Source organism: Parvularcula sp. LCG005, from assembly GCF_032930845.1.
GTDB lineage: Bacteria > Pseudomonadota > Alphaproteobacteria > Caulobacterales > Parvularculaceae > Parvularcula.
Map to the genome: position 1 here is coordinate 623751 of NZ_CP136758.1, position 13667 is coordinate 637417.

Sequence of the window (13667 nt, forward strand, 5' to 3'; positions counted from 1 at the left end):
ATGGATCTGGCTTAGTTGAATGCCTTTTCCATGTCCTTGAGGTGCGGGCGAACCAGAGCTTTTTCTTCTTCTGATACATTGGCCGTCGCTTCGAACAGCTTCAACGCCATTTCGATCTGCGGCTTCATCTGTGGCGGGATCATCTGCATCATTTCCGGTGTCATCTGCGCCATTTCATCCCGGTCGGATTGGGAAATGTTCAGCGCCATGAACACCATGGAAATATCGTCAGCCTTGGTGGCGAAGCTGTCGAGGGATGAGAAGCCACTGCTTTTCACCGCGGCGGCAACGTCATTGTGGAAGGCCTGATTGCCCTTTGTCAGTTCAAGGATACGCTCAAAGACCTGGAAATTGCCGTCCTTGTCGATCATCGTCGCCATGGCGTCTGGGCCACTGAACTGATTTTCAAGATCAAGGTCGGGATATTTGTCACCGACCGCTTCCAGCTTCTGAACAGCGTCAATGAAGTTGACGACGTCTTTCTCGGTGAAGGAGGGGGCGGCAAAAGCCATGGAACTCAGCGCAGCGAAAAGGGCTGCACAGATTGGTGTCACGAAACGCATTCTTTCTCTCCTGTCTGTCTGGGTGGAGCCTTGTTAGCCGCGCCGCGGACATTTCTGCAATGGCCGCGACGCGTGGGGTCGTTATGGATTTTCCAGATCGTAGACGAGGGTCTGGGTAAGGTCCGACGCCTGCAGGCCCGACGTTGCGCCGGTGGACGGGCGATATTTCCAACCCTCAATCGTCTGCCGGGCGTTTCGCTCAAAACACCGGTCCGTGGCCGAGATGACCCGGACATTCGTGACCGCGCCGCCATTGGTGACGTCATACTGGACGACGACACGGCCGGACAGGTTCCGCGCGGCGCAACTTTGCGGATAGCTGGGCGGGATGCGGATCAGCGGTTGCAGGCCGGTCAGGCTGACGGGGCCGATTTCTGTGATCGTCGTGGGGACGGCGGGCGGAGCAATGGTCGGGCCGGTCGGGTCTGTCTCCCTGGTGCGCGTCGTGGTCACGACTGGTGGCGGCGGCGGAAACTCGACAATGCGCTGAACCGGTCGTGCCGGCGGTGTGTCGACGATCTGTCGACCGATCGTCAGGACAGGCCGCTCGACGGGGTCCGCCATCTGCATTTCCTGCCTGATCAGGCCGAACATCACCAGAAACAGTACAACGGTCACGACCATCGCGATCGGTGAGCCGGCAAAAAACCTAAGCGTTCCCATGGGTTAACCCTCTTTTCTGTTGTCAGAAAGAAAGGCTAATCCGCGTTCGTTGAGACGAGAAGAAGATTTAGCAGTTGAACTGCCTGCTAGAACGAGCCTTGCTCGCCAAGGTCCCCCGGGCGGGCATTGATGTCCTGTGTCCGGCCTGAACACTGGCTGAACCCGGCGCGCCAGCCGGTGCGGTAGGACGAATCATTGTCGAAAAGAGCCTCGTCGCGGTACTGTTTCTGGGAAAAGCTCGTCTGCTGTGCCTCGGCCGTCCGGCAACCGTCGGAGAAGCCCGAAGGATAATAAGGACCTTCGACATCGGCTTCAGTGGCACAGCCCGAAAGGGCGGCGGCGGCCAGAACAGACAGGGCACACAGCCCGGCAATACGCGACATGACAGGTCCTTTGAAGGTCTTGATCTCTCCTAACGTTTCAGCGCCGGGAGGGCCAGTGGAAACGTCCCGTTAAATGTGCTGCTGTAGGGATTGCGCTGTGAACAGCAGCGCCGCCCATTCCTTTGATCAAGCCGACCCGGACGCCCCGCACATCCCGGCGGGGGTCGATCCTGCGGAACTGGCCGTCACCAGCCAGCGGGCCGAGCTGGCGCGGCGTCTCCTTGATATTCTCGCTCTGCCGGCCGGGCAGGTGAACGAAAATGAGCGGGCCTTCACCGGCGACATGCTCAATGAGCTTCTGGATTTCGTGCCTGACGTGCTCAAGATCGAAGTGGCCCAACGGCTCAGCTCTGTCCTGACGCCGCCCATCGCCCTTCTTCGCAGGTTGATCCTCGAACATATTGATGTTGCTGGATTTCTTCTGCGTGAGCTCAAGGATATCCCGGACTGTCTGCTCGTTGAGGCCGCGCGGGTAGGCCCTGCGCATCGCGATATCATCGTGCGTCGGCTGAAAATCACCGACATGGTCGCAGAGGCCCTGTTGGAAGCGGAAGACGTGCCAATTTCCCAGATGGTCTTGGCACGCAGCGAGGTCACGCTGGCCGAAACCCGGATTGACCGCCTCCTGCAGATGTCCATCGACTATCCTAGCCTGCGTGAGCCGCTTCTGCATCGCCTGGAACTGCAGCCCCGCCACGGCTTCACGATGTTCTGGTGGGTGAATGCTGTCGAGCGGCGCAAGATCTTCAGCCGCTTCGCCATTGATCGCGGCATTATCCAGAACTCGCTGAAGCAACTTTTTATCGAGGTCTTCCCGGACCCTGACCCTGACCTCGTGGTCAAGCGGGTGCTGACCCTGTGCGACCGGCGGCACCGGCCGCGCGGCAGCAACGGCGAAGCGGTGGCGATGGACATGGTCATCAAGATGCTGACCGCGGCCCGCGCCAATCCGACGCCAGAACGCTGTGCCGCCACGGGCCTTCTAGCCGGGGTGTCACCGGACACGGCTACGCGGGTCCTGTATGATCGGGGCGGTGAGCCTTTCGCGATCCTGTGCAAGAGCATTGGCATTTCGCGAAGCGCCTTTGCTGATGTCATGGTCAAGTCGCGCCTGATGCGGAAGGATGATGCGGCCGGGCCTGCCTTTGACGAGGAGAAGGCGGAGCACCTGATGGCCTCGTTCGATATGATCGCCCGGGACTATGCCCGCACGGTCCTGCGGTACTGGGACTGGCGCCGGGAAACCTATTCCAGCGCCCACTGACCCGCGGCGACCGCCCCTAAACGCCTCAAATCACCGAAAAACTTATCCCCGCCTGCGGCAAAGTGCCAAGATGGTGTTGCAATCGTGCGCGAAAATGCGATTTTGCGGTCGCTGTGAAGGACTGATCCTTCTGGCTCTTTGATTGTTCGATGCGTATCGCGGCCTCCGGGCCGCTGCCCGCATCATCACGGTCTGCAAGGACAAAGGTGGGATCAGTGACCCGCAATTTCGGGCGACAAGTCATTCTGGCCATCGTGCTGATGGTGCTCTGGCTTCTCTTATCAGGTTATTTCGATAATCCGCTGCTCGTGGGTTTTGGCATTGCCAGCGTTCTGTTCACAGTTTGGATGTCCCAGCGCGCCGGTATTCTGGACAGCGAAGGCGTGCCGACGAACGTCTTTCCCGGCGTTCTTACCTACATGTTCTGGCTGACGGTGGAGATCGGCAAGGCCAACATCGCTGTCGCTGTTGAGGCGTTGCGGCCCACCCTGAAGCTGTCGCCCCGCATGATCCGCGTGCCTGCGATACAGGCGAGCGATCTGGGCAAGACGATTTTCGCCAATTCCGTGACCCTGACCCCCGGTACCGTGACGGTTGATGTGGATCATCGTGGCCTTGTCATTCATGCCCTGACCGAGGCACTGGCCGACGAGGCGGCGATTGCCGAGATGGGCCACAAGGTCGCCCGGTTCGACAGCGCCACCCCGACCCCGGGAGATGCCTCATGATGTTTGCTGTTGCGACGGGCGCTATCGTGATTGCGATGGCCCTTGTGCTGTTCCGCGCCATTGTCGGTCCTACGCTTTACGATCGCGTGTTGGCGGTCAACAGCTTCGGGACCAAGACTGTCTTGCTGCTCGGGGTAATGGGCTATCTGATGGGGCGCCCGGACTTCCTCGACATCGCGCTGCTCTACGCCCTCATCAACTTTGTGGGCACCATCGCGATCTTGAAATTCTTCCGCTACGAGGCGCTGTCGCCAGCGATGTCGGGCACCATGGTGGCGGCTCCCCAGGATTTTGAAGAAGAAGAGGACGATGCCCGTGCTTGAGACCGTGCTCGACATCCTGTCCTGGATCCTGTTTCTCCTTGGCGGCTTTTTCATCCTGACCGGCGCCATCGGCGTGATCCGGTTCCCTGATTTCTATACGCGTCTGCACGCTGCCGGTGTGACCGATACGCTGGGCGCTGATCTTATTCTCCTCGCCATGGTGTTCCAGTCCGATAACTGGATCACGATCGTGAAGCTCTTCATCATCTTTGTCTTCCTGCTGCTGACCAGTCCGGTCTCAACGCACGCCGTGGCGCATGCCGCCTGGGCCAAGGGCCTGAATCCGCGCACGGGCAAGGACCTTCACTATCCTGAAGACGACGAGGATGTGATTCATCCGCCTAAAGAGGTGAAGCCATGAACGCCGAACCGCTTGCGCTGGTGTCGACCTTTGAGACACCGCTGTCGCCGACTGTCCTTCTGGACGTGGCCATCCTGTCTCTGCTCGTCGTCTGCGCCGTGGCCATGATTAACATGCGTCGCCTGTTCGGAGTCGCCATGCTGTCTGGCGTCTACAGTTTCCTCTCGGCCCTGTTCTTTGTGGCGATGGATGCGGTCGATGTGGCGTTCACCGAAGCGGCCGTGGGGGCAGGGGTCTCCACCGTTCTCGTCCTGTCGGGCATGGCGCTGGCCTCCCGGCGAGAGAAGCCGGTGTCCAAACAGCGCATCTATATGCCGCTCGTCATCGTCACCATTGTGGGCGCCGCGCTGATCTACGCCACAATCGACATGCCGGCGCTGGGCGACCCGAACAGCCCGGTGAATTCGCATGTGGGCATGGCCTACGTCGCCACGTCGCCGCAGGACATCACGGTCCCGAATATCGTCACCGGCGTGCTGGCCAGCTATCGCGGCTATGACACGTTTGGTGAAACGGTGGTGGTTTTCACCGCCGGGATTGCCTGTCTTCTTCTGCTGGGATGGGGATCGATGCGCGGGGGACGGAATGTCTCCGACCCTGAAGAGCGTCAGGCGCTGGGTGCACCCACGCCGGCCGACGAAGCGATGGCGCGGGAGAACGAGGCGGCGGAAATCCGCAATCGCGAGGGGGAGCCAAGCTGATGGGTCACATCATCCTGCGCGTTACGATCAAGCTTCTTTTCGCGCCTATCATCCTGTTTGCCTTCTACGTTCAGTTCCACGGGGATTACGGTCCCGGTGGTGGGTTCCAGGCAGGCGTTATTCTGGCGGTTGCCTTCGTCCTTCATGCCTTGGGGTTCGGCGTCGACGCCACCAAGAAAGTGGTGCCACCAACGATCCTGCCTGCGGTCATGGCCGTCGGCGTGCTGATATATGGCGGTACGGGCGTATGGACGCTTCTGCTGGGCGGCAATTTTCTCGACTACGATGTGATCGACCCGACGAGCCACCACAATGCCGGCCAGCATCTGGGCATCCTGCTTGTCGAAGGTGGCGTCGGACTGGCCGTGGCCTCGACCATGCTGCTCATTTTTTATGTATTCTCGAGCCGTGAGGCCGAGCCCCAGGACGACGCGTGGTAAGACAATGATCGAATTCATCCTTGCACGGTTCAATTATTGGATTGTCATCGTCCTGATGATGACGGGCCTCTATATTGTTTTCTCACGCGGCAATCTTGTGAAGACCATTGTCGGTCTGAACCTGTTCCAGACCTCTGTGTTCATCTTCTACATCACGATGGGGAAGGTCACCGGCGGGACGGCCCCCATTCTCCTCGGCGGGCACGATGACGGCGGAGACGGCGACGGACATGGAGACGGGCACGGTCCCGCTTTGCCTGAGGCCCCAACCGGACCTGTCGGCTCATACCCGGCTGGCATGTCAGCGGAGATGCAGCGCGCCAATCCCGATGAGGATCTGTCCGCAGGCCCGGCCCTGCCGGAAGGTCATGATCCGGGCGTCGGTCATTCAGAAGCCCTCAACGCTGATGAGGCCGCAAGTTATGTGACCGGCGATGCCGCCAATTCCCTCTCGGCGAACATGCCGGGCGAGGCCCATGCCGAAATGGAGAACATTGACGGTCTCCATGACGTGCCAACGGGCGCGGCCAATGGTCTTCTTGATCCGATGACCCCCGGGGAAGCGGCCCACAGCACGCCGCCCCTCGAGGCGATCGACCCTTCCCATCCGGTGGCGGAGCACGCCGCCGATGCGGCCCATCACGGGGCGGACGTCGCCGGGCATGCCATCGATGTTCTGTACTCCAACCCCTTACCCCATGTTCTCATCCTGACGGCCATCGTCGTGGGCGTCGCGACCACAGCGGTCGGCCTGGCGATCGCGATCCGCATTCGTGAGGCTTACGGCACGATCGAAGAAGACGCGCTTGAAGACATGGACAATTACGCAGAATTCGGTCGCAGCATGTTCAGCACCTCCAACGGGACCAAGACCTCCGAGGGAGCGGCGTCGTGAATATCAGCGAACATCTCCCCATCCTTGCCGTCGTCGTGCCGCTTCTGGCGGCGCCGATCTGCATCATGCTGCCCAAGGGGACGCTGTCTTGGGCATGGGCCACGATCGTCAGCTGGGTTACCTTTGCCATCTGTCTTGCGCTCTTCGATCAGGTCTATGCGGCCGAGGCGCTGCAATATGATCTCGGCGGCTGGTCCGCGCCCTTCGGCATTGTCTACCGCATCGATATTCTGGGCGCGTTGATCCTCTGCCTGGTGTCGGGCATCGCCGCCTTTGTGTTCCCCTATGCGCGGGAAAGCATCCGCAAGGAGCTGGGCGACGAGCAATCCAACGGTTTCTACACGATGCTTCTGGTCTGCATGGCTGGCCTAATGGGCGTTGTGGCCACTGGTGACGCCTTCAACGTGTTCGTGTTTCTCGAGGTCAGCTCGCTGAGCACTTACGCGCTTGTCGCCATGGGCGCACGGCAGGACCGTCGCGCCTTGACCGCAGCTTTCACTTATCTCGTGCTCGGCACGATTGGCGCGACATTCTTTGTCATCGGCCTTGGCCTTCTTTACCAGGCCACCGGCACGCTCAACATGCTGGACCTGCATGACCGCCTCGCGGGACAGGATAACCGCGTTGTGCGCGCAGGGTTTGCCTTCATCGTGACGGGTCTGGGGCTCAAGCTGGCCATGTTCCCGCTGCACCGCTGGCTGCCCGATGCCTATACCTACTCGCCGTCCGCCGTGACCGCCTTCCTCGCATCGACCGCCACGAAGGTGGCCGTCTTTGCGATGCTGCGTTTCCTCTTCACCGTGTTCGGCTTCACCTTCGCCTTCATGGATGTGGCGCTGTTCCTGTTCATTCTCCTTGGGTTGGCTGGCATGTTCGTCGCCTCGCTGATCGCGGTCTTCCGGGACGACGTGAAGCAGATGCTGGCATTCAGTTCTGTCGCGCAGGTCGGCTACATGCTGCTCGGCATTTCGTTTGCCACAGTCGATGGCGTCAGTGCGGCTGTCATGCACGTGTTCAACCACGCGCTGATGAAGGCCGCCCTGTTCATGGCGGTCGGTGCCGTCTTCTACGCCACGCGCTCGCACCAGATTTCGGCCTATCGCGGTCTGGGCAAGAGGATGCCGTTTACCGCCGCCTGCTTCATCATCGCTGGCTGCAGTCTGATCGGCTTTCCGTTCACGGCGGGCTTCATCTCCAAGGCGATGCTGCTGAATGCCGCGTTCTCGGCGACCCTGCCAGTGCCATCGCTGCTGATCGCCATTCTGATCCTGATGTCATCGCTTCTCGCGGTCGCCTATATTGGCCGCGTGGCCTGGGCGATGTTCCTGCTCGACCCGCCGCCCAATTGTGCGCCGGTCCCGCGCATCCCCTATCTGATGCTGGTGCCCATGGCCGCTATGGTTCTCGCAAATCTTTACGTCGGCGTTGATGCAGAAGGTCTCGCGACCATCACGCGCCGCGGTGCTGAAACCCTGATGAGCTCCGGGCTCCTCGGCACAGGAGGGGCACGCTGATGTTGCCGACGCTTCCCCTGGCGGCAGAAGACGCCATCCTCTTTGCGCTGTTCATTCCGCTGATCGGCTTCTTTGGCCTGATGTTCACGTCAAAGTCGCCGAATCTGCGCGAAGGGGTCACGCTGACCTTTGCGGTCCTGACCTTCCTCATGGTGCTGACCATCCTCGCGGATGTCATCGCCGGCGGTCGTCCCTCAGTCACCCTGTTCGAAATGCTGCCCGGCCTGTCGATCTCTTTCACGGTCGAGCCGCTGGGGGCGATGTTCGCCACAATCGCCTCGGGCCTGTTCATCGTGAACAGCTGCTATTCCATCGGCTATATGCGTGGAAACAATGAGAAGCATCAGACCCGCTTCTATATGTGTTTCGCCATTGCCATCGCGGCCGCGCTGGGCATTGCCTTTGCGGGCAATCTGCTCACCTTCTTTGCGTTCTACGAGCTTCTCACGATCAGCACGTTCCCGCTCGTCACGCATAAGCGCGATGAGAAGGCGCGGGCGGGGGGCCGGGTCTATCTTGGCATCCTTGTGGGCACGTCGATCGGTCTGCTGCTGCCCGCCGTCATCTGGACCTATGTCATGACGGGCACGACGGATTTCACGCTTGGCGGGATATTGAGCGATGCTCCGGACATGCGCGGCTGGGTACCGGTGGTGCTGCTCGGCCTGTTCCTGTGGGGCGTGGGCAAGGCGGCGCTGATGCCGTTCCATCCCTGGTTGCCGAATGCCATGGTCGCACCGACGCCAGTCTCGGCTTTCCTGCACGCCGTCGCGGTGGTGAAGGCCGGCGTGTTCGGTGTGCTGAAAATCGCGGTCTACGTTTTTGGCGTGGACTATCTGTCGGGTTCCAGCGCCACAGACTTCTTCCTGTGGGTGGCAGGGCTGTCGATCCTGCTTGCCTCGGCCATTGCGATGACTCAGGACAATCTGAAATCACGGCTTGCCTATTCCACGATTTCGCAGCTGTCCTATGTGACCCTCGGCGCGCTGATCGCGAACCAGATGGGCGTTCTTGGTGGCGCGACACAGATCGCCGCCCACGCGCTGGGCAAGATGACCCTCTTCATGTGCGCAGGGGCGATCTACACCTCGCTTCACAAATCCAACATCTCCGAGATGCGCGGCACCGGTCGCCAGATGCCATGGACATGGGCGGCCTATATTATCGGCGCCTGCTCGATCATCGGCCTGCCGCCCATGGCGGGGTCCTGGCCGAAATTCTATCTCATGCTTGGCGCTGTCGATCGCGGCACACTGATGCTGATCATTGTGCTGATCGTCTCAAGCCTGATGAACATCGTCTATCTGCTGGCGCCTGCGGCCCGGGCCTTCATGGATCCGCGCCCCGACGGCTCTACGGGTGCAATCCGAATGCAGGAAGCACCGCTCTTCTGCCTGATCCCTGCTTATGTCACCGCCATTGGCACGATCATCCTGTTCTTCTTTATGGACTCGCTCGTCGGGTTTCTTGAGCCGATTTTGGGAGCGTCATGATGGACCAGCCGCACGAAATCCTGCCCGAAGAAAAGTCCGTCTGGGAAAAGCCCGGTACAATGCGCATCATCTGGATCGTGCTGATCGGCGGGTCCGTTGTGTCGGCCATTGGGGGCTTCGTCCTCGCGTCGATGCACAAGCTGGGGCACTATCCGCATTTCGAGGGCAAGACCGGGCTGGCTGGTGTCATCGGCGGCATGGCGGATCATTTTCCGGCCTTCTACGCCTTGGTCGGGTTTGTCAGCTTCGCGTTCATCGTTCTGGCGGGCCAGCATCTGCGCAAGATCCTCATGCGGTCCGAAGACTACTACGATGACGATGCGCCCCAGCCGAAAGCAGCGCCGCATGAAGACGGGACCGCATCATGAGCGCGATCCCGGTGTCCACGACTCCGCGCTTTGGCGATCAGGCCGCGCTTTATGATCAATATCGCCCGTATTATCCTACTGCCCTTTTCGACCACATCCTCGGAAAAGTGACCGGACGGCGTTTGGCGGTTGATCTGGGGTCTGGTACAGGCCGGACACTCCGCCCGCTGACCACAATCTTTGATACGGTCATCGCCATCGAACCGGACGCCGACATGGCTGCGCATATCGCGCCGTCGCCGGGCTTGCGTGTGCAGACCAATACGGCCGAGACAGCGACTCTGCCAGCCGGGATCGACCTTGTCTGTTGCGGTACGTCCTTTCACTGGATGGACGGTGACGCCGTCCTGTCCCGACTTGCCCCCCTGATGGCACCCGGCGGCGCGTTGGCCATTCTGACCTATTATCGCCCCGATCCGGGCCCCGCCGCGAAAGGCGTGGTCGAGCAGGAATTCGCCGAGCGCTGGAACGCGCACAAGAATGACGGACAGCATCGTCATTCCGCGCCCCAGCGCACGGTTGGTGATCACCCGGACTGGCAAACGCCAGAGCGGGTGATGATCCCCGCAACGTACGAGCTGTCGGCTGACGCCTATGCCGGTTTCTTTGCGACTACGTCCTATGGCGCGGCGTATCTGAAGACCCTGGACGACCCCGCCGATTATCTTTGCGATCTGGCCGGACGCCTGGCCGCGGCCGCAGGTGCCGATCCGATGCCTGTTTCGCTTCCCGTTGAACTCGTTCTCTCGCGCCCCGTTCGCGCAGGAGCCTCCGCATGACACAGATCCTTCCCGCCGCTTTCAGTCCCGCCCTGATCCTTATTATCGGGGGCCTGCTGGCAGGCTTTTTGCCGCGAGCCCTCCGTAATCTCGTTGGACTGGCCACGGTCGTGATCAGTATCGTTCATCTCCTGGCCTATGGTTTCCCAGGGTTTGGCGAACAGCTTCTGTTCGGCGAGCGAACATTGTCCGGTCTCGATATCACGATGATCCGGGTCGACCGCCTGTCGATGATCTTCTCAATCGCCTTCCATATCGCGGCGATGCTGAACGTGATTTATGGCTGGCGTCACGCCACGCGGCTCGAGTTCTCCATGGGCCTGATCTATGCCGGGGCGGCCATTGGCGGCACACTGGCCGGGGATCTCCTGACTCTGTTCATCTACTGGGAACTGGCCGCGCTTTCCTCCGTGTTCATCGTCTGGGCCGGGGGCGGGCATTCTGCGTTCAAGGCTGGGATGCGCTATTTCGTGTTTCAGGTGGTCTCGGGTCTCTGCCTGCTTGCCGGTCTGGTCATGCACTATGCGTCGACGGGCAGTGTGGCGTTCAACTCCTTCATCACCGGCTCCGGTGCCCTTGCGGACCTGTCGCCAGCCGCCGTGCTGATCCTCGTCGCCTTCGCCATCAAGGCAGCGTTCCCCCTCGTGCATACCTGGCTTCAGGACAGCTATCCGAAGGCCAGCGCGGTCGGCACCGTCCTTCTGTCAGCGTTCACCACCAAGATGGCCATCTACACCCTGGCGCGCGGCTTTGCCGGTCTCGATGCCCTGATCGTCATCGGCTGCATCATGACCGCATTCCCGGTGTTCTTCGCGCTGATTGAAAACGATCTGCGCAAGGTGCTGGCATACTCCCTGAACAACCAGCTCGGGTTCATGGTCTGCGCCATTGGTATCGGCACCCCGCTGGCGCTGAATGGCGCAGCGTCCCACGCATTCGTGCACATCATCTACAAGGCGCTCCTGTTCATGAGCATGGGCGCGGTTCTCGTCCGGACCGGTACGACCAAGGCCAGCGAGCTTGGCGGCCTACACAAATCGATGCCGTGGACGACCGTATTCTGTATCATCGGGGCGATGTCGATTTCGGCGTTTCCGCTTTTCTCCGGCTTTGTCGCCAAGTCGATGATCACGCTTGCCGCGTCAGAGGCGCATCTTGTCTTTGCCTATCTGGTTCTGCTGTTCGCCAGCGCTGGTGTGCTTGAGCACTCGGGCATCAAGATCCCGTTCTTCGCGTTCTTCGCCCATGATCAGTACGCGCCGTCCATCACCGGCAAACCGCGTCCTGCCGAAGCGCCAGCACCCATGATCATCGCCATGGGTCTGGCAGCGTTTCTCTGCATTTTCATCGGTGTACAGCCACAATTCCTGATGGCGCTTCAGCCATTTGAGGCGGAGTACCAGGCCTATACCCAGGCCCATGTGGTGACGCAGATGCAGCTTCTGCTCTTCGCGATCCTCGCTTTTGCGCTGCTTGTGAAGTTCAAGCTCTATCCGCCGGAGCTGCCGTCGGTGAACCTCGACGTCGACTGGCTGTGGCGTGTACCGGGCCGCATTGCCCTGATGGGGGCAGTGCGCGGGACGGCTGCTGTCTGGCACAAGGTCTGGTGGGGCATCCGCGCCGTCGTCGGTAAATCCATCAATGGTCTTTACACGACCCATGGACCTGAAGGCGGCATGGCGCGCAGCTGGACAGTTGGTTACACCGCACTGACAACCGCGGGCGTGCTTGGGGTAGTGTTGTTGGCTGTATTCTTCCTGAATTAGAATATTAACGGGTCGTCAATCAATATTGACGGCCTGTTACCGCTTCTGTTCAACTTTGTATAAAAAGAAACGGGAAACTTATCCTCGCTATAGTTGTATCCATTACACTGATACAGCCGGAAGGGAGTCCGGCGTAACATTTTGTAGAGGGTCACGCGAGATGATGCACGAAGATGCGGGTAATATCGCCCAGGACTGGCACGCTTTCACCGCTCGCCGGTTGGTCGCCAATGAATTCCGGATCGCCGAAAGCGCGTTATTGGGACAGACACGGTCGACGGCTGATATTGCTCAGGCGCGACAGGTCGCGATGTACCTTGCCCATGTGGTGTATCAGCTGAGCTACAACGACGTAGCTGCCGCCTTCGGACGGGAGCGGAGTACCGTCTCCCACGCCTGCGCCCTCGTCGAAGACCTCCGCGATGACCCCGCCTTCGACAGTCGCCTCGACAAGCTTGAAGAACGTCTGCAGCAGCTTGACCGCCTGCGTCGTGGTGACCGCGTCGAGCGTAAGAGCCTGCCTGATATCTGTACGCTGATCGCAGCGCGTGCCTGAACGTCAATCGAGCCCGACCAGACGCCTGATATCGGCGGGCGTGGCACCATCGTCTCGCAATGTGCGCAGGGCCTTGGCATCGTTGCGCTTGGCAAGCCGCTCGCCCTGATCATCATTGATTAGACGATGATGCTGGTAAAGCGGCGGTGACGCGCCGAACAGGCGATAGAGCAGCACGTGCAGGTCGGCCGACTGTCGCAGGTCCTCACCGCGAACAATGTGCGTGATGCCCTGCAGGATATCATCATGGACGGAGGCAAGGTGATAGCTGGTCCCGATATCCTTCCGCCCAAGGATGACATCACCGAAAACCGAAGGGTCAGCTTTGTGTGACACAACGCCGTTTGCGGTCACTTCGGACCAGAAGAGCTCAGAAAACTCAGTGCCGAGCCTGTCCTGGCAGGCGGACATCGACAATCGCCATGAATAGGCCGCGCCGGCGGCAAGACGGTCTTCTTCCTCCTCTTGGGGTAGGGGGCCGCTGGTGAAGCGGGGCGGCAGATCCCCATGGGGGGCGCCCGCAATCTCGTTCACCTCGCGCCGGGTCAGAAAGCAGCGATAGACAAGACCCGTAGCCGCCAGCGCCGACAGTCGCGCCTCGTACTCGGCGAAATGGTCGGACTGGCGCCGGACGGGCGACTGCCAGTCCAGGCCCAGCCAGCGCAGGTCTTCGTAAATGGCGTCCTCGAAGACAGGCCGCGCGCGGGTCTGGTCGATGTCTTCGATACGAAGAAGCATCGTGCCGCCCGGCTCGCTCATGGCCGCTTGCTGAACGCAGAGCGCCGAATAGGCATGGCCCAGATGCAGGTAACCAGTGGGTGAGGGGGCAAAACGGGTAATGAGAGCCATGATGTCTTCCATGCCGTGTGA

The 13667-nt window shown here is 60.5% G+C and carries 17 protein-coding genes; 13 read left to right on the forward strand and 4 right to left on the reverse strand.

Features of this window, described 5'->3' with window-relative positions; all coding sequences use genetic code 11:
- Positions 1-11: 11 nt before the first annotated feature.
- The 3 genes from RUI03_RS02880 to RUI03_RS02890 all read right to left on the reverse strand — a co-directional run bounded on the left by RUI03_RS02880 (position 12) and on the right by RUI03_RS02890 (position 1609).
- Positions 12-563 carry a hypothetical protein gene (locus RUI03_RS02880; protein WP_317288785.1) on the reverse strand — a complete coding sequence of 184 codons (552 nt, stop codon included), beginning with the start codon at positions 561-563 and terminating at the stop codon, positions 12-14.
- Between the two features lie 81 nt (positions 564-644).
- Positions 645-1226 carry a TonB family protein gene (locus tag RUI03_RS02885; RefSeq protein WP_317288786.1) on the reverse strand — a complete coding sequence of 194 codons (582 nt, stop codon included), beginning with the start codon at positions 1224-1226 and terminating at the stop codon, positions 645-647.
- A gap of 86 nt (positions 1227-1312) precedes the next feature.
- Entirely contained in the window at positions 1313-1609 is a 297-nt protein-coding gene (locus RUI03_RS02890; protein WP_317288787.1) for a hypothetical protein, read from the reverse strand.
- Positions 1610-1706: 97 nt separating this feature from the next.
- Here RUI03_RS02890 and RUI03_RS02895 point away from each other — a divergent pair, with 97 nt between their 5' ends.
- From RUI03_RS02895 to RUI03_RS02955, 13 genes are all read left to right on the forward strand, one after another.
- Entirely contained in the window at positions 1707-2873 is a 1167-nt protein-coding gene (locus RUI03_RS02895) for a DUF2336 domain-containing protein (protein ID WP_317288788.1), read from the forward strand.
- A 206-nt stretch (positions 2874-3079) separates the two neighbouring features.
- On the forward strand, positions 3080-3601 hold the full coding sequence (locus RUI03_RS02900) for a Na+/H+ antiporter subunit E (protein WP_317288789.1): 522 nt from the start codon (positions 3080-3082) through the stop codon (positions 3599-3601).
- Entirely contained in the window at positions 3601-3924 is a 324-nt protein-coding gene (locus RUI03_RS02905; RefSeq protein ID WP_410795910.1) for a monovalent cation/H+ antiporter complex subunit F, read from the forward strand. The genes RUI03_RS02900 and RUI03_RS02905 overlap by 1 nt, the downstream gene beginning before the upstream one ends.
- A complete protein-coding gene (gene mnhG / locus RUI03_RS02910) occupies positions 3911-4285 on the forward strand; it encodes a monovalent cation/H(+) antiporter subunit G (RefSeq protein ID WP_317288791.1) in 375 nt (124 codons plus the stop codon). The genes RUI03_RS02905 and mnhG overlap by 14 nt, the downstream gene beginning before the upstream one ends.
- Complete coding sequence (locus tag RUI03_RS02915; RefSeq protein ID WP_317288792.1) at positions 4282-4986, forward strand: DUF4040 domain-containing protein; 705 nt, start codon at positions 4282-4284, stop codon at positions 4984-4986. Before mnhG ends, RUI03_RS02915 begins: the two co-directional genes overlap by 4 nt.
- A complete protein-coding gene (locus tag RUI03_RS02920) occupies positions 4986-5426 on the forward strand; it encodes a Na(+)/H(+) antiporter subunit B (RefSeq protein ID WP_317288793.1) in 441 nt (146 codons plus the stop codon). The genes RUI03_RS02915 and RUI03_RS02920 overlap by 1 nt, the downstream gene beginning before the upstream one ends.
- A 4-nt stretch (positions 5427-5430) precedes the next feature.
- Entirely contained in the window at positions 5431-6321 is an 891-nt protein-coding gene (locus RUI03_RS02925; RefSeq protein WP_317288794.1) for a sodium:proton antiporter, read from the forward strand.
- Positions 6318-7835 (forward strand): monovalent cation/H+ antiporter subunit D family protein, encoded by a 1518-nt coding sequence (locus tag RUI03_RS02930; protein ID WP_317288795.1) that lies wholly within the window; start codon positions 6318-6320, stop codon positions 7833-7835. The genes RUI03_RS02925 and RUI03_RS02930 overlap by 4 nt, the downstream gene beginning before the upstream one ends.
- Positions 7835-9328, forward strand: coding sequence for a proton-conducting transporter membrane subunit (locus RUI03_RS02935; protein WP_317288796.1), 1494 nt, complete (start codon positions 7835-7837; stop codon positions 9326-9328). Before RUI03_RS02930 ends, RUI03_RS02935 begins: the two co-directional genes overlap by 1 nt.
- A complete protein-coding gene (locus tag RUI03_RS02940) occupies positions 9325-9696 on the forward strand; it encodes a hypothetical protein (protein WP_317288797.1) in 372 nt (123 codons plus the stop codon). Before RUI03_RS02935 ends, RUI03_RS02940 begins: the two co-directional genes overlap by 4 nt.
- On the forward strand, positions 9693-10475 hold the full coding sequence (locus RUI03_RS02945; RefSeq protein ID WP_317288798.1) for a class I SAM-dependent methyltransferase: 783 nt from the start codon (positions 9693-9695) through the stop codon (positions 10473-10475). Before RUI03_RS02940 ends, RUI03_RS02945 begins: the two co-directional genes overlap by 4 nt.
- Positions 10472-12241 (forward strand): Na(+)/H(+) antiporter subunit D, encoded by a 1770-nt coding sequence (locus RUI03_RS02950; RefSeq protein ID WP_317288799.1) that lies wholly within the window; start codon positions 10472-10474, stop codon positions 12239-12241. Before RUI03_RS02945 ends, RUI03_RS02950 begins: the two co-directional genes overlap by 4 nt.
- 160 nt (positions 12242-12401) lie before the next feature.
- A complete protein-coding gene (locus tag RUI03_RS02955) occupies positions 12402-12797 on the forward strand; it encodes a helix-turn-helix domain-containing protein (RefSeq protein ID WP_317288800.1) in 396 nt (131 codons plus the stop codon).
- A gap of 3 nt (positions 12798-12800) precedes the next feature.
- On the opposite strand, the gene gluQRS is transcribed toward RUI03_RS02955, so the two are convergent.
- Entirely contained in the window at positions 12801-13646 is an 846-nt protein-coding gene (gene gluQRS, locus RUI03_RS02960) for a tRNA glutamyl-Q(34) synthetase GluQRS (RefSeq protein WP_317288801.1), read from the reverse strand.
- Positions 13647-13667 lie beyond the last annotated feature (21 nt).